Origin of the sequence: Yoonia vestfoldensis SKA53 (assembly GCF_000152785.1) — a bacterium.
GTDB classification, from domain to species: Bacteria; Pseudomonadota; Alphaproteobacteria; order Rhodobacterales; family Rhodobacteraceae; genus Yoonia; species Yoonia vestfoldensis_A.
The window spans coordinates 1079132-1095028 of sequence record NZ_CH672414.1 but is presented as its reverse complement, the minus strand read 5'-3'; the positions used below and the strand labels follow the sequence as shown (position 1 = coordinate 1095028).

16 protein-coding genes are annotated in these 15897 nt (G+C 62.7%); 6 read left to right on the top strand and 10 right to left on the bottom strand.

Annotated features, from left to right (window positions below):
* Window positions 1-8: 8 nt before the first annotated feature.
* The 3 genes from SKA53_RS15015 to edd form a co-directional block, all read right to left on the bottom strand.
* Window positions 9-2189, bottom strand: a complete 2181-nt coding sequence (locus tag SKA53_RS15015; protein ID WP_007205055.1) for a methyl-accepting chemotaxis protein — start codon at window positions 2187-2189, stop codon at window positions 9-11.
* A 69-nt stretch (window positions 2190-2258) separates the two neighbouring features.
* The gene (eda, locus tag SKA53_RS05335; RefSeq protein ID WP_040482811.1) at window positions 2259-2903 is read right to left on the bottom strand and encodes a bifunctional 4-hydroxy-2-oxoglutarate aldolase/2-dehydro-3-deoxy-phosphogluconate aldolase; all 645 of its coding nucleotides are present in this window, start codon (window positions 2901-2903) and stop codon (window positions 2259-2261) included.
* A gap of 81 nt (window positions 2904-2984) precedes the next feature.
* A complete protein-coding gene (gene edd / locus SKA53_RS05330) occupies window positions 2985-4790 on the bottom strand; it encodes a phosphogluconate dehydratase (RefSeq protein WP_007205053.1) in 1806 nt (601 codons plus the stop codon).
* Between the two features lie 174 nt (window positions 4791-4964).
* Here edd and SKA53_RS05325 point away from each other — a divergent pair, with 174 nt between their 5' ends.
* Genes SKA53_RS05325 through SKA53_RS05315 form a run of 3 tightly spaced genes read left to right on the top strand, consistent with a single transcriptional unit; the run spans window position 4965 to window position 7320 of the window.
* Complete coding sequence (locus SKA53_RS05325) at window positions 4965-5522, top strand: DUF6778 family protein (protein ID WP_007205052.1); 558 nt, start codon at window positions 4965-4967, stop codon at window positions 5520-5522.
* A gap of 50 nt (window positions 5523-5572) precedes the next feature.
* Window positions 5573-6778, top strand: coding sequence for an RSP_2647 family RNA methyltransferase (locus SKA53_RS05320; RefSeq protein ID WP_007205051.1), 1206 nt, complete (start codon window positions 5573-5575; stop codon window positions 6776-6778).
* Window positions 6775-7320: an RSP_2648 family PIN domain-containing protein gene (locus tag SKA53_RS05315; protein ID WP_007205050.1), complete on the top strand. Its 546-nt coding sequence runs from the start codon at window positions 6775-6777 to the stop codon at window positions 7318-7320. Before SKA53_RS05320 ends, SKA53_RS05315 begins: the two co-directional genes overlap by 4 nt.
* On the opposite strand, the gene SKA53_RS05310 is transcribed toward SKA53_RS05315, so the two are convergent.
* The 5 genes from SKA53_RS05310 to SKA53_RS05295 form a co-directional block, all read right to left on the bottom strand.
* Window positions 7317-8003 carry a M48 family metallopeptidase gene (locus tag SKA53_RS05310; RefSeq protein WP_007205049.1) on the bottom strand — a complete coding sequence of 229 codons (687 nt, stop codon included), beginning with the start codon at window positions 8001-8003 and terminating at the stop codon, window positions 7317-7319. The genes SKA53_RS05315 and SKA53_RS05310 overlap by 4 nt on opposite strands.
* Window positions 8004-8105: 102 nt before the next feature.
* On the bottom strand, window positions 8106-9293 hold the full coding sequence (locus tag SKA53_RS05305) for a vWA domain-containing protein (protein ID WP_007205048.1): 1188 nt from the start codon (window positions 9291-9293) through the stop codon (window positions 8106-8108).
* A 4-nt stretch (window positions 9294-9297) separates the two neighbouring features.
* Window positions 9298-9468, bottom strand: coding sequence for a hypothetical protein (locus SKA53_RS15525; protein WP_007205047.1), 171 nt, complete (start codon window positions 9466-9468; stop codon window positions 9298-9300).
* Window positions 9469-9488: 20 nt separating this feature from the next.
* A complete protein-coding gene (locus tag SKA53_RS05300; RefSeq protein ID WP_007205046.1) occupies window positions 9489-10874 on the bottom strand; it encodes a DUF2927 domain-containing protein in 1386 nt (461 codons plus the stop codon).
* 44 nt (window positions 10875-10918) lie between these two features.
* A complete protein-coding gene (locus tag SKA53_RS05295; protein ID WP_007205045.1) occupies window positions 10919-11758 on the bottom strand; it encodes an AAA family ATPase in 840 nt (279 codons plus the stop codon).
* 179 nt (window positions 11759-11937) lie between these two features.
* Between SKA53_RS05295 and dksA the strand changes: the two genes are divergently transcribed.
* Together dksA and SKA53_RS05285 are read left to right on the top strand one after the other, a co-directional pair.
* Window positions 11938-12360, top strand: coding sequence for an RNA polymerase-binding protein DksA (gene dksA / locus SKA53_RS05290; RefSeq protein ID WP_040482810.1), 423 nt, complete (start codon window positions 11938-11940; stop codon window positions 12358-12360).
* Window positions 12335-13498 (top strand): FAD-dependent monooxygenase, encoded by a 1164-nt coding sequence (locus SKA53_RS05285; RefSeq protein ID WP_007205042.1) that lies wholly within the window; start codon window positions 12335-12337, stop codon window positions 13496-13498. Before dksA ends, SKA53_RS05285 begins: the two co-directional genes overlap by 26 nt.
* Before the next feature lie 30 nt (window positions 13499-13528).
* Here SKA53_RS05285 and xth read toward each other — a convergent pair whose 3' ends face one another.
* Together xth and SKA53_RS05275 are read right to left on the bottom strand one after the other, a co-directional pair.
* Complete coding sequence (gene xth, locus SKA53_RS05280) at window positions 13529-14308, bottom strand: exodeoxyribonuclease III (RefSeq protein WP_007205041.1); 780 nt, start codon at window positions 14306-14308, stop codon at window positions 13529-13531.
* Window positions 14308-14634, bottom strand: a complete 327-nt coding sequence (locus SKA53_RS05275) for a HesB/IscA family protein (RefSeq protein WP_040483145.1) — start codon at window positions 14632-14634, stop codon at window positions 14308-14310. Before SKA53_RS05275 ends, xth begins: the two co-directional genes overlap by 1 nt.
* A gap of 70 nt (window positions 14635-14704) precedes the next feature.
* On the opposite strand from SKA53_RS05275, the gene SKA53_RS05270 reads away from it, so the two are divergent.
* On the top strand, window positions 14705-15877 hold the full coding sequence (locus SKA53_RS05270; protein WP_007205039.1) for a deoxyguanosinetriphosphate triphosphohydrolase: 1173 nt from the start codon (window positions 14705-14707) through the stop codon (window positions 15875-15877).
* The last annotated feature ends 20 nt before the right edge of the window (window positions 15878-15897 follow it).

Here is a 15897-nt window from a genome sequence, read left to right as displayed (position 1 = left end):
GCAAGCGGTTAAACATCTGGTACCGGCGCCTTGCGTTGCGATGATTTGAAGGGCGGATGCAAGAGCGTGGCACTTGTGCGCCCAATCGCCGCCTCGAGCGGGATGATCGCCGTTTCGGTCAGCAATGGGGCGGGAGTGCGGCCGGTGGCAAAGCGGCCCGTCAGGTCGGTCAGCATCGCCGCCGCCTGATCGAGCTGTGCGCCGCGCGTTCTGGCATCGTGGATCATTGTTGATTGGTGCTGGGTCATCTGATCCAGCTCGGTCACGCCCGTCGTGATGCGCGACAGAGCCGTGGCCTGATCTTGGGTGCCGGCGGCGATGCGCGTGGTCAGGGCGGCGATTTCGCCAACCTGCGTGCTGATATCCGACAGCGCGCTGCCTGCGGTACCAACAAGGTCCGTTCCGCGTTGCACCTGTTTGCCGCTGCGGGCGATCAATGCGGTGATCTGTTTGGCCGCCTCTGCCGATTTTTGGGCCAAGGTGCGCACCTCGGCGGCGACCACGGCAAAGCCGCGCCCTTCGTCACCGGCGCGCGCGGCCTCGACCCCTGCATTCAGCGCCAGCAGGTTCGTCTGAAAGGCGATATCTTCGATCACCCCGATCACCTGCGACATCTGCTGTGACGAATCGCCGATCTTGGCCATGGCGGCGACGGCCTGCGCCACGACATCGCTGTTGTTGGTGGCCTGCGCGCGCGCGGCGGTCACTGTGCTGTCGACTGTGCGCGCATCACCGGCGACCGCGCGCAGGCTTGCTGTCAGCTGGCCCAGCGCGGCGCTGGTCTGGTCCAGCGTCGTCGCTTGCTTTTCTATGCGCTGTGACAAGGCCGCTGTGGCCGATGTCGCTTGGCGGGTTTGCACGGCGACCAGCCCGGCGGTCTGGGACATCTGCCCGATCAGCGCGCGCAATGCATCGGTTGCCCTGTTGAAATCCTGGCGCAGGTTGTCATGGGCGGGGGCAAAGGGCTGATCGATCTGCACGGTCAGATCACCCGCCGCCAAACGTACCAGCTGCGATTGCAACATGTCGATCACCTGTTGTTGGTCGCGTTGTTGTGCATTTTGCGCCGCATCCGCATTTGCCTGTGCGATCTGTGTCGCGCGGATCGCGTCCAAACCCAGCGCCAATCGTCCTAACCCGTGGTCTGTGTCGCCGCCGGTCACGGCTGTCGCGGTATCGCCCGCCGCCAGCCTGTTGGTGGCCTCTACCAGTCGGGTGATCGCGTGAGTGATGCCGCGTGCGACCAGATACCCGGCCAGCAGGGCCAGCAGAGCAGTGAGCAGACCCATCATTGGGATAAGTTTGCGCAAATCCGCCAGCAAGCTGGCGCTGGCGTCATCATGGGCCTGTCCGGCCTGCGCGATCTGGCGGAGCAGCGCATTCAGCCGGTCCAGAACCAGCTGCCCCAGCGGGGCCAGTACGGTGCTTTCCAGCCTGTCGGCCTGCGTCATACTGGCTGCGTAGCGATCCAAATCCGTGATCAGCGCGGGGACAGCGTCCGCGATCTGGGCGATCTGGTTTTGCAGATAGGCACCAGCGCCCGCCTGTGCCAGCTGCGCCATCGCCGCGCCAAAGGTATCAAGCGCCGCGCGCGCCGCACGCCCGTCATCGTCGTTGCGCAAGGCAAGATAGCTGTCCAGATGCAGCGTGGCGGTATCGAAACTGTGCATCGCTGTCTGTGCGGCCTGCACCAGCTGTGGCCGGCCAGAGACGCCGACGCTGTTGGTGATGCTGCGCAGGGCGCCGTGCATGTCTTGCACCTTTGCCTGCAGGGCGATGCCGGGGTTGGTGGCGGCGGCACGCAGGTCCCTGATCTGGGTAAATGTCGTCGCGTAATCCTGCGCCAGCGCCAATACCGCGTCGATTTCCGTGCGTGCTGCGGTGCTGGGCGCAAAGGCCGCAGATAGCGCGGGATTATCGCGCAGTGCCGCAAGATGAGCGGCAACGGCCTGCGCCATGGCGTCAGTTGGGGCTGCGCCATAGGCCCGTACGGTGCGTTCAGCGGCTTGCATCTGCCGGATGAACCCGCCTACCGCCATGTTCTGCGCCGCGATCTGGCCGCTGGTGGCAAAATCGCTGCGCAGGTTATCCACCGCCCGAACGGCAGCCACCGACAGGGCGATGATCAGCAACGCCAGCACGACAAAGCCGCTGTTGATGCGCCACGCAACAGACCACCGAGCCAGCATGAATAGTCCCTATTCCCTTACGCTGTTCTGGATAGGGGGTAATTCCTAACGCAAGGTGAAAATACCGTCTTATCCGCGCGCTAGCGCCGCTGCCTGTGCGGCCAATGCGGTGATCCCCGCCCAGTCGCCGGCCTGCACCAGATCTGCGGGGGCCACCCATGACCCGCCCACGCATAATGTGTTGGACAGCGCCAGATAGGCGGGCGCGTTTTGCAGGGTCACGCCGCCGGTGGGGCAGAATTTCACCTGGCTGATCGGCGCGCCAATGGCCTTGAGCGCGGCAGCGCCGCCATTGGCCTCGGCGGGAAAGAATTTTTGCACGCTATAGCCGCGTTCCAGCAGGCGCATCGCTTCTGAGGCGGTCGCCGCACCGGGCAAAAGCGGCAGATCGTTCGCCTCGCAGGCGTCCAGCAGCCGGTCAGTGGCGCCCGGGGCAACGCCAAAGGTCGCCCCTGCCGCCTTGGCGTTTTCGACATCACGCGTGGTCAGCAACGTGCCTGCGCCGACATGCCCGCCCGCCACACCCGCCATTTCGCGGATCACGTCGAGGGCGGCTGGCGTGCGCAAGGTCACTTCAAGCGCGGGCAGCCCGCCTGCGACCAGCGCGCGCGCGAGGTCCGCGGCGCAGCTGGCATCACTGATCACCAGAACCGGGATCACCGGGGCGAGGAGGCAGATTTTCATTGCGGCGGCGGAAGCATCCTGAGGGGTCATGTCCAGTCTTTCTGAAGCTATGGCCGCAGGCACTGCGCTGCCTCCGGCGGGAGTATTTTTGGAAATAAGAAATGGGGGGCGTCAGACGACGACGCCCGCCCCGTCGGCAGAAGGCCCCACGCTGCGGCGGAAGATTTCGAACAATTCGCGCCCGACGCCGGTGCCATTGCCGGTCAGATCGGCGGTGGCTGGGCTGCGGGTGGCAAGGTCCACGTCCAGCACCGCGATTGTGCCGGTGGTGGCGTCAAGCCGGATTATATCGCCGTCGCGGATCAGGCTGATCGGGCCGCCGTCCGCGGCCTCGGGCGAGACATGGATGGCTGATGGCACCTTACCAGATGCGCCCGACATGCGCCCGTCAGTGACCAGCGCGACCTTGTGCCCGCGGTCTTGCAGCACCGCGAGGATCGGGGTCAGGCTGTGCAATTCGGGCATGCCGTTCGATTTCGGCCCCTGAAAGCGCACGACGATCACTGTGTCGCTGGTGAATTCACCGGCTTTGAACGCGTCTTTTACCGATTCCTGGGTGTGGAAGATCCGCGCAGGTGCCTGAATGATGTGCCGTTCGGGGGCGACTGCGGATGTCTTGATCACGCCGCGCCCCAGATTGCCTTGCAGCTGGATCAACCCACCAGAGGCCTGAAACGGGTCGGCGGCGGGCCGCAGGATGCGGTCATTGGCAGAAATCTTTGGCCCGTCTGCATAGATGACGCCAGTCTCTGCCAGTTTTGGTTCGCGCGTGTAATGTGCAAGACCCTTGCCTGCGATGGTCACCGTGTCGTCGTGCAACAGCCCCGCGTCCAGCAATTGCCCGATCATATAGGCCAGCCCGCCGGCGGCGTGGAAATGGTTCACATCGGCCAGCCCGTTGGGATAGACCTTGGCCATCAGCGGCGTGATGGCGGATATGTCGCTAAAATCCTGCAGATCGAGGATCACACCCGCCGCGCGCGCCATGGCAGGCAGGTGGATCACCAGATTGGTGGACCCCCCGGTCGCCATCAGCCCGACCAGCCCGTTCACAAAGGCCCGTTCATCCAGCACGTCGCAGACCGGCGTATAGGCATTGCCAAGCGCGCTGATCGCCAGCGCGCGTTCGGTGGCGGCCACGGTCAGCGCCTCGCGCAAAGGCGTGCCGGGATTGACGAAAGACGCGCCGGGCATATGCAGGCCCATGAATTCCATCAGCATCTGGTTGGTATTGGCGGTGCCATAAAAGGTACATGTGCCCGGCCCGTGATAGCTGGCCATTTCTGCTGCCATCAGCGCGTCGCGCCCGATTTCACCCGCGGCGAATTGCTGGCGCACCTTGGCCTTTTCGTCATTGGGCAGGCCCGAAACCATTGGCCCCGCAGGCACAAAGACGCCGGGGATATAGCCAAAGGTCGCCGCGGCGATCACCAAGCCGGGGACGATCTTGTCGCAGACACCCAGATAGATGGCGGAATCGAACACGTTATGCGACAGGCCTACTCCTGCGGCCAGCGCGATCACATCGCGTGAAAACAGCGACAATTCCATACCGGTCTGGCCCTGGGTCACACCGTCGCACATCGCAGGCACGCCGCCTGCAACCTGCGCTGTGCCACCCGCAGCACGCGCGGCGGCGCGGATCTTGTCGGGGTATGTCTCGAACGGCTGATGCGCCGACAGCATGTCGTTATAGGCGGTGATGATCCCGATATTGCCTGCACTGGAGGCGGTCAGCGCGGCCTTGTCATCGCCCATCGCGGCATAGGCATGGGCCTGATTGCCACAGGTCAGGTGCGCCCGGCGCGGGCCTTCGGCGGCGGCGCGCGCCATCGTGTCCAGATAGCGGCGGCGTGGCCCTTCGGACCTTGCGCGGATACGGTCGGTGACGGCGGCGATGGTCGGGTGTAGCGGCATCTTGGTCCTCGGCTTTTTGTTGTCGCCTCTCTAACAGATTGTGTTAGCGCTAACAAGGGCGCGGCCCATGCCGAACCCTGATTTCCCAAGGCTGGTATTTCTTGTCGTTGCAATAAGAGGGCACTTTTTATATAGCATGCCTGTTGGTGTGTGTGTTGAGATGAAAGAGTAGTCATGTTTCAAAGATTTTTGAGTGTATTGGCGTTGCTTGGCGCCTTTGCGGCCTGTGCCCCGGCTGGAACCGTACAAGGTGATCCCCGTCAGGACATCGCGCGCGATTACCGGCTTGCCGGGGTGAATTTTAGCGCTTTGGCCGACCTGACAATATCCGAAGAAAACAGCATATATCCACAGGCTGACATCGTCTGGCATGGCGATGCGCCGGGTGACCGGATCGCGCAGATCGCGGCGATGTTCCAAGAGGCGGCGGCGCGCAATATCGTTGCCACCAGGGCTGGCGACCGGCCGGTCGCATTGGACATTACGCTAGTCAGGTTCCATGGCGTGACCCGCCGTGCGGAATTTTCGACCGGCGGCGTTCATCACATCGTCTTTGATCTGACGGTGCGCGATGCTGACATCGGCACCGTGATCGAGCCGAAGCGGCGCGTTGTTGCAAATCTTGAGGCGTGGGGCGGCAATATCAATGCCCAACTCGACGCACAGGGCGCCACCCAAAAGGTCCGCGTCACCGATTTCCTGACTTCGGTATTGGCTGACCAATTGCGCTGAGGCTGCGATCGGGTCTTTTCATGGACAATGCCCTTCGCTAGTGACAGCGAATGACACAACATGATGCATCCGACCGCGCCACAGTGCGCCTCATCCCCAAGGCCGAGGCGCGGGCGATCCGCCACGGCTATCCTTGGGTTTACGCCAATGAACTGGTGACTGACCGGCGCACCCGCGGCCTGCCCGCGGGAAGCATCGCGCTGCTGGAAGATGCGAACCGCACCCCGATGGGTGTCGTTGCGGTCAACCCCGCGTCAAAGATCATCTGCCGGATGCTGGACCAGAACCCCGAGGCCGTGATTGATCAGGCCTGGTTCGCCGCCCGGATCAGCCGGGCGCTGGCGCATCGGGCGCGGGTCTATCCCGAGCCGTTCTACCGGCTGATCCATGCAGAGGCTGACGGGTTGCCCGGCGTCATCATCGACCGATTCGGCGATATTGCCGTGGTGCAGCCCAATGCGGCTTGGGCCGATGTGCTGATTGCGCCGCTGGTCGCGGCTTTGCAGGATGTCACCGGCGTCACAACTGTCATTATGAACGGCACCGGCCGGACCCGTGCGCTGGAAGGGCTGGCAGAGCGGATGGATGTGTTGGCCGGCAATGCCCCCACAGCGCCCGTTGCGGTGCCAATGAATGGCGCGACCTATCTGGCCGATATCATGGGCGGGCAGAAAACCGGCCTGTTCTTTGACCAGCGGCCCAACCATGCCTTTGCCGCAGGGCTTTCGCGCGATGCGCGGGTGCTGGATGTCTTTGCCCATGTCGGCGGCTTCGGGCTTGCGGCACTGGCGCAGGGGGCAGCATCGGTGCTGGCGATAGATGGCTCTGCGCCGGCGCTTGATCTGGCCGAACAGGGTGCCGCCGCGATGGGCGTGGCAGACCGGTTCAGCACCCGCAAGGGCGATGCCTTCGACGTGCTGACTGCCCTGGCCGAGGAAGGCGCGCAATTCGATGTTGTGATCTGCGATCCCCCTGCCTTTGCGCCGGGCAAGGCCGCGCTCGAGGCGGGATTGCGCGCCTATGAACGGGTGGCGCGTCTGGCGGCACCGCTGGTGGCACCGGATGGGTATCTGGCGCTGTGTTCATGCTCGCATGCGGTGGATCTGACCAAGTTCCGCAATGCATCGGCACGCGGGATCGGGCGGGCAGGGCGGCGTGGGCAGATCATCCATACCGGTTTCGCCGGACCCGACCACCCGCTGATGCCGCATCTGGCCGAAAGCGGCTATCTGAAAGCCGTGTTCTTCCGCCTATGAAGGTGCTGATCGACGCTTGTGTGCTCTATCCCACGGTGATGCGGGAAATGGTGCTGGGCTGCGCGGCGCAAGGGCTGTTCGCGCCGCGCTGGTCGGCGCGGGTGCTGGAGGAATGGGCGCGGGTCGCAGCCAAGCTTGGCCCGGCGCAGGAAATCTGGGCGCGGGGCGAAATCGCTGCATTAGCAGCGCGCTTTCCAGGTGCAAACATCCGCTATGATACGGGTATCGAACGGCGGTTCTGGCTGCCTGATACCGGCGATATCCACGTTCTGGCCGCGGCCGTCGCAGGGTCCTGTGACGCGATCCTGACGATGAACGCCAAGGATTTCCCGCGCAACATTCTGGACGACGAAGGTCTGCAACGGCTGGACCCCGACAATTTCCTGCTGGACCTGTGGCAGCATGCGCCGCAACCCGTGCAAAGTGTGGCAGACGGCGTGCTGGCCGAGGCGCAGCGCCTCTCAGGTCAGGACTGGACCCTGCGCGCGCTGCTGAAAAAGGCGCGTCTGCCAAGGTTGGGCAAGGCGCTGACCGCGCGCTAGGGCGCCTGCCACTTGGCTTCATGCGCCTCGATCGCCGCGATGCGCAGGGCGGTCTTGGGATGGCTCAGCATCCAGGCGGGGGTGGCGGCGCCATGCGCCCCGGTCAGCTTTTCCAGCTTGGCAAACAGCGTTTTCTGCGGCCCTGTGCCGATCCCCGCCTTGACCAGCAAGGCCGAGGCATAGGCATCCGCCTCGAATTCGTCATCGCGCGACAGACGCGCAGCGACAAGACTGATCAGCGCGCCGGCAATCCACGGCCCGATGCCGGGCAGAAACCGGTTAAAGATCATCGCAAGCGCAGTGCGCATCGCATTCTGGCTGGAAAAATCGATCATCCGGCGGCGCGAATGGCCCAAAGCGACATGGCCCAATTCATGCGCGATCACGCTGGCCATCTCCTCGGACGAAACCTCGCCCGCGCGGTATTTGTTGAAAAATCCCCGTGTGATGAAAATCCGCCCGTCAGGGGCCGCCAGCCCGTTGACCTGCGGGATCTCGTAAATATGCACACGGATCCGGTCGATCCCCAGCGCCTTGGCCATCCGGTCCATCAACACCTTGATCATCGGATCGGCCAGTTCGGTCGATTTGTCGTCCAATGCGCGCGCAGTCCGCCACACCGAAAAGCGAAACATCGCGTATCCGTAAACCAGCGCAAGGAAGATCGGCAAAAATTTCATCATGGTCCCGATATGGCGCGCGCGGCCCGGCTTGCCAATGGCCCGCTTTGTCGCGCCCGGCTTCTTATTTCCAAAAATACTCCCGCGCGGCGCGCCAAAAGTTTTTTATCCCACCAGCGCCTTCATGCCGCGGTTGATCCCGTCCAGCGTCATCGGCACCATCCGCTCCGCGCCGAAAATCTCGCGGATCATGCCGATCGACTGGGTGTAGGGCCATTGGCGTTCCTCGACCGGATTGATCCAAAGCGTATCGCGCCACTGATCGCGCGCGCGGGCCAGCCAGACGGCGCCGGCCTCTGCATTCATATGCTCATTGGCCCCGCCCGGATAGGCGATCTCATAGGGTGACATGCTGGCGTCACCCACGAAAATGCATTTGTAATCAGGCCCGTAGGTATGCAGCACATCCCATGTGGGTGTCTGCGCATCCCAGCGGCGGCGATTGTCCTTCCACACCCCTTCGTAAAGACAATTGTGGAAATAGAAATGCTGGAAATGCTTGAATTCCGATTTCGCGGCGCTGAACAATTCCTCAGCCACCTTGATATGCGGGTCCATCGACCCGCCGATGTCCAAGAACAAAAGCACCTTGACCGCATTGCGCCGTTCGGGGCGGGTTTTGACATCCAGATAGCCATGTTCCGCCGTCGCGCGGATTGTGCCGGGCAGGTCCAGCTCGTCTGGCGCGCCGTCGCGCGCCCAGCGGCGCAGGCGTTTGAGCGCCACCTTGATATTGCGCGTCCCAAGCGCGACGCTGTCGTCGAGATTGCGGAATTCGCGCTTGTCCCAAACTTTCACCGCGCGCTGGTGGCGGCTTTGATCCTGCCCGATACGCACGCCTTCGGGGTTATAACCATAGGCCCCGAATGGCGATGTACCCGCCGTACCGATCCATTTCGACCCGCCCTGATGGCGGCCTTTCTGCTCGGCCAGCCGCTGCTTGAGGGTCTCCATCAGCTTGTCAAACCCGCCAAGCGCCGCGATTTCGGCCTTTTCATCCGCGCTCAGGTGCTTTTCGGCCAGTTTTTCCAACCAATCGGCCGGGATATCGATGGCGTTCAGCACGGCCTCGGCAGGGATCGCCTCCAGCCCCTCGAAACTTGTGGCAAAGGCGCGGTCGAACCGGTCGAGGTGGCGTTCGTCCTTGACCATCACGGTGCGGGCCAGAAAATAGAACGCCTCGACATCATAAGTCGCAAGGCCTGATTTCATGCCTTCCAGAAACGACAAGAATTCGCGCAAGCTGACCGGCAGTCCGGCTTTGCGCAGATTGTCGAAAAACGGCAAGAACATCAGGTCACAGCAGGCTGCGTTCGACGAAGATCAGCACGAACAACCCAACCAGCCCCAGCGCAATCCCAAAGGCCGCGCCCCATTGCAGCATATCAAGCGGCTTGCCGCCGTTCGCCTTTGCGCGCCAAGCGCCGATGGCGGCCCCGATCAGCAGCCCGGACAGTGGATAGATCATCGTGACACCTTTCTATGGGTTCAGCTTGGCAGGCGCGACAGGCTGGCGATTTCATTAAGCCGTGCAATCACCGCGTCCCTGTCGCCGAACCCGTATAACCCCCATCCCAGACTGTCCAGCCGCAGCGCCATTGCGGCTTCGGGTTGGCCCTGCAGGTCCAAAGCTTCGGCGCGCAACATCATCAGCACGGCCAGCAGGGCTGCGTTTTCATGCTGGCGCGCCACGGTGATGGCCGGGCCTGTCAGGGCCAGTATCGCCTCTGGATCGCGCGCGATCAAGGCAAAGGCGGCCTGCTGTTGTGCCACATGTGCAGCTTGGATGCGCAGGTTCGGATCGCCCGCATAGGCGCGGGTCGCGGCATTGAACGCGCCCAAGGCCAGTGACGGGTCGGTCCCAATCTGCAACCGGCCGAAAACATATTGCGCAAACCCCGCGCGCGTGCCGGTCCAGCCGCGCGCCTGACCGATGGCCACCGCATGCGCCGCGGCTTGCTGGCGGACCCCGCGCGATGCGGTGCCGCCCAAGGCGATGATGATCGCCTGCGTCCAGTCGCGGGTCGTGGCCGCGGTGAGCGGTGCTGCGCCGCCCGCGCCCGCAGGGTTGATCCGTTCCAGAATGCCCGGCACCCGCGCCATCACCTCTGGCGGGGTCATGCCGCTGCGCAATTCGGGCGCATAGGTGACGCGCAGGATCAGCATGTCGAAACCGGTTAGCACGGCATGCATGTCGTCATCGTTGAACACGGAATCGGGCAGGCGATACAGGTCATTCAGCGGCCCCAGCGCCTGTGCAAGTTCCTCGTGCAGACAATCGCGCATTTCCTGCGGGGTTGCATCATTGGGGATGAACACAGCAGCCTGTTCGCGGACCTGCAATGTGGTCCAGTCAATCAGCGGGCTTTGGCGGTTGCGGCGCAATGCGGCCCAGTCGCGGACCCGCGGCACCACGAAACAGGCCGCACCTGGGGCGGCCTGCCGCAACTGGCGTGGCGCTACCAGCTCGATCCGGATCGTTGCATCGCCGCCCGTGATCTGGCTGATATCAATCCCCGCCTCGGCGCGCAGCCGCGCCAGCAGACCGTCAAGATCGGCGGCCAGTTGCGCGGGGACAGGGCCGTTGAACGCCACCGTGACCGGCCCTTCAAAACGGGTGAACAGCGGGATCGGCCGCCCGCTTTCAAGCTGAAAGCTCAGATCGGAAAAATCGCGCGCGATCTGCGCATTGGGGCGGCGCGCGGGGCCGGGGCTGGCGGCGGCAAAGCTGCGCATCGCGGGAAAATCCAAGCGGACCGGCGCGACCCCCTCAGGCCCTGCCACGCGCAGTTGTGGCGTGCAGGCGGCCAACACAAGCACGCCAAGCAGGCACAGATATTTAAGGATCGGCAGGGCAGACGGCGCGCCCCTCATGCGCATGGTCAGGCACGTAGAGGCCGGATCAGGGTGCCGCGTGATCACCTTTTGCCACGCGCCATGAAGGCAAGTCGTTCGAACAGATGCACATCCTGTTCATTTTTCAACAATGCGCCATGCAGGCGCGGCAGCGCATCGGCCCCGTCACGGCGCAGGTCTTCGGGGGTCAGATCCTCGGCCAGCAGCAGTTTCAGCCAATCCAGCACTTCTGACGTAGATGGCTTCTTTTTCAGCCCCGGCGTGTCGCGGATGTCATAAAACTGGGTCAGCGCGGTGGTCAGCAAGGCATCCTTGATCTGCGGATGATGCACCGCCACGATCCGGCGCAGAATCTCGATGTCGGGAAACCGGATGTAATGAAAAAAACAGCGCCGCAAAAAGGCGTCGGGCAGTTCTTTTTCATTATTGGATGTGATGATCACGATGGGCCGGTGGATCGCGCGCACGGTCTCGCCGGTCTCGTAGACATGGAATTCCATCCGGTCGAGTTCTTGTAACAGGTCATTGGGAAATTCGATATCGGCCTTGTCCACCTCGTCGATCAGCAGCACGACACGGCCCGGGGCGGCAAAGGCCTGCCACAGCTTGCCGCGCTTGATGTAATTGGCAACATCGTTGACCCGCGCATCACCCAGCTGGCTGTCGCGCAACCGGCTCACGGCGTCATATTCATAAAGGCCCTGCTGCGCCTTGGTGGTGGATTTGATGTGCCATTCGATCATCGGCAGGCCAAGCGCGGCGCTGACCTGACGGGCCAGTTCGGTCTTGCCGGTGCCGGGTTCACCCTTGACCAGCAAAGGGCGTTCCAGCGTGACCGCAGCATTGACCGCCATCTTCAGATCGTCGGTCGCGATATAGCTGTCGGTGCCGGTGAACTGCATGATCTTTACCCTTTGATTTCTGCGCAAGTTAGCAGGTCTACGACGATCGGCAACACCCGCCCCGCAGATCAATTCAGGGGGTGACATGGCAAGGCCAAAAGGGTACACGGCGCTGGAATTGGGACCGTTGCTGCATGGCCTGTGGTCGCGTTACCCGATCGCCAGACAAGGAAAATGCGATGAAAGCCGAAGTGTTTCTTTCGAACGATTATCGTCCGGCCGATGACGAACCTTTCATGAACGAACGCCAGACCGAATATTTCCGCCGCAAGTTGCTGGATTGGAAGGCGGAGATCCTCGAAGACAGCCGCGACACCGTGGCGGGGATGAAAGACCAGACCCGCAATATCCCCGATGTGGCAGACCGCGCCTCTGAAGAAACCGACAGGTCGATCGAGTTGCGCACCCGCGACCGCCAGCGCAAGCTGGTCAACAAGATCGACGCCGCGCTGCGCCGAATCGACGATGGCGAATACGGCTATTGTGAAATCACCGGCGAGCCGATTTCGCTCAAGCGTCTGGATGCGCGCCCCATCGCCACGATGAGCCTTGAAGCGCAAGAACGCCACGAACGGCGTGAAAAAGTCCACCGCGACGATTGATGTGGGGGCCAATGCCGGACGCAGCATTGCCATCATTGGCGGCGGGATCGGCGGGCTGACCGCGGCCTTGGCCTTTGCACGCCAAGGCGCACAGGTCACTGTCCACGAACAAGCCCCCGCCATTGCCGAGGTGGGCGCAGGCCTGCAACTCACCCCCAATGGCGCGCGTGCGCTTGCAGCTCTTGGGCTGGCGGATGCACTGGACCAGTCCGGTCTGCGCGCTACAGCTGTCAAACCGGTGGATGCGCTCAGCGGGCGGGCCATCGCGCGCTTTGACCTGACCCGCCAGACCCCGCCGTACCGCTTCGTGCACCGCGCCGATTTGATCGGTCTGCTGGCGCAGGCCTGCGCCGCGGCGGGCGTGCGCATCGTGCTGAACGCGCGGATCGCGGATGTGACAGCGGATGGTTTATCTGGCGCAGATCTGACGCTTGGCGCCGATGGGTTGCATTCAGTGATCCGGCCTGTGCTGAACACTGCGGATGCTCCGTTTTTCACCGGACAGGTCGCTTGGCGCGCGATCATTCCCGCCGCCAACGTGCCACCCGTCGCACAAATCTGGATGGCACCGGGGCGGCATGTCGTGACCTATCCTTTGGCTCGGAACCGGCTGAATATCGTTGCCGTGCAGGAACGCGACATTTGGGCCGCCGAAGGTTGGCACCACGGTGATGACCCCGCCAATCTGCGCGCAGCCTTCGCCGATTGCGCCGCACCGTTGCAGGATCTTCTGGCGGGGGTCGATGCCTGCAATCTTTGGGGCCTGTTCCGCCATAAGGTGGCGGATCATTGGCACAATGACCAAATCGCGCTGCTGGGTGATGCCGCCCATCCGACGCTGCCGTTTCTGGCCCAAGGCGCTAATCTCGCGATTGAAGATGCCTTTACCCTCGCACAGATCACCGATGCGCAGCCCAATCTGGCGCAGGCGCTGCACGCCTATCAATCCGCCCGCCGCCCCCGCGTCAGCCGCGCCATCGCCGCCGCCAACGCCAATGCGCGCAATTATCACCTGTCCGGCGCCCCACGGCGTGTGGCGCATCTAGGGCTGAAAACACTTGGTAAAATTGCGCCAGACGCGTTTATCAACCGCCTTGGCTGGCTCTATGACCACGACGTGACAACTTCATCTGTTTAAAAATATCCTCGCCGAAGGCCACCAGCCCCGTCAGGGGCGCAGTTCCACCCAGACCGGCACATGATCCGACGGTTTGTCGCGCGCACGCAGGTCTTTTTCGATCCAGGCCCCCGCCAGCAGATCCGCGCATTGCGGGGTCAGCAGGAAATGGTCGATGCGGATACCATTGTTCTTTTCCCAGGCCCCGGCCTGATAATCCCAGAACGAATAATGTCCCGCGCCGGGTTCCAGCGTGCGGAACGCCTCGGTAAAACCAAGGTTCAGGATACGGCGATAGGCGGCACGGCTTTCAGGCCGGAACAAAGCATCGTCGCGCCAGACCTGAGGCCTTGCGGCGTCCATTCCTTGCGGGATGATGTTGTAATCCCCCGCCATCAGCGCGGGCATCTCGTCGGCCAGCAGCGCGGTGGCGCGCGCCAGCAACCTTTCCATCCATGCGAGCTTATAGTCAAACTTCGGCCCCGGCGCGGGGTTTCCGTTGGGCAGGTATAGCCCGCAAATCCGCACCGCGACATCGCCAACCACTGTCGCCTCGATCCAGCGGGCCTGTTCGTCGGCATCATCACCGGGCAGGCCACGGGTCACATCCTCCAGCGGCAGTTTCGACAGGATCGCCACCCCGTTGAACCCCTTTTGCCCGTGGGTTTCGAGCGTATAGCCGCGATCCTCGATCAACTGGCGGGGAAAGCCGTCATCGACCGATTTGATCTCTTGCAGGATCGCCACGTCTGGTGCGCTGTCGTCCAGCCAATCGCACAGGGTTTCGATCCGCGCCTTGACGCCGTTGATGTTGAATGTCGCGATCTTCATCACATCGCAAACGATGTGCCGCAGCCACAGGACGAGGATGCATTTGGATTGTTGATCACGAACCGTGCGCCGATCAATTCTTCGGAAAAATCGATCACAGCATCGGTCAGGAACGGCAGCGAAATGGCGTCGATCACCACGGTTTCGCCTTTGTCCGACAGGATCAGATCGTCGTCCTTTGGCTCGTCCAGATCAATTTCATATTGAAACCCCGAACAACCGCCGCCTTCGACCGCGATGCGCAGGGCCTTGCCTTGCGCGGCAGCGCCAATTTCCGCCAGCCGTTCAAAAGCACGCGGCGTGACTTGGGGAGGAAGCGTAAGCATTGCATCGCCTTTCGGATTGTTCATCTTTGACATATAGGCATGTCAGGCAAACCCGACAACAGGCAAACAAATGACAGCGCCCTATGCGACCGATCCGGCCAATCCACGCGGCAGGCTTTATGCAGAAGAAGAAAGCACCTTTCGCTCGCCGTTCCAGCGCGACCGTGACCGGATCATCCATGCCTCGGCCTTCCGGCGGCTCAAACACAAGACCCAAGTCTTCATCGAACATGAAGGCGATTATTTCCGCACCCGCCTGACCCATTCGATCGAGGTGGCACAGGTCGCGCGCACCATCGCCGCGACCTTGGGGCTGAACGTGGAACTGACCGAGGCTGTCGCCTTGGCACATGATCTGGGCCACACACCGTTCGGGCATACCGGCGAAGAGGCGCTGGATGCGCTGATGCAACCTTACGGCGGTTTCGACCACAATGCGCAGGCCCTGCGGATCGTCACCGATCTGGAACGGCATTATGCCGAATGGGACGGGCTGAACCTGACATGGGAAACGCTGGAAGGCATCGCCAAACATAATGGGCCGGTTGTGGGCGACATCCCCTATGCGCTGGCCGCCTATAATGCGCGCCACGATCTGGAACTGCACACCCATGCCAGTGCCGAGGCGCAGGTGGCTGCACTTTCAGACGATATCGCCTATAATAACCATGACTTGCACGACGGACTTCGTGCAGAACTGTTCAGCACCGATGATCTTGCCGCCCTGCCGATCCTGCGCGATTGTTTCGCGCGGGTCGATGCGAAATACCCCGGCCTGAATTACTACCGCCGCCGGCACGAGGCGTTGCGCCGGTTCTTTGGCGTGCTGGTCGAGGATGTGATCGCTGTCAGCCGCCGCAATCTGGCCGATCTGAACCCCAGATCGGTGCATGATATCCGCCACGCCGGGCGCATGGTGATCCAGTTTTCACCCGACCTTTGGACCGATCTGAAAGTGATCCGGCAATTCCTGTTCGACCGCATGTACCGTGCGCCTGCGGTGGTCGAAATGCGGGTCGTTGTCACGAACATGGTTAACGAATTATTCCCGTTCTTCATGGACAACCCGGACGAGCTGCCCAAGCAATGGCGCAAGGATGTGGCCGATGCGCAGGGCCGCACCGCGCTGGCGCGGATCGTGGCCGATTACATCGCAGGCATGACTGACCGTTTTGCCATTCAGGAACACAAACGCCTGATTGGCGGCGAAACCATCCCACCCGGGGTGATCGACGGGAATTGACGCGGGCGGCGGGGGTGATA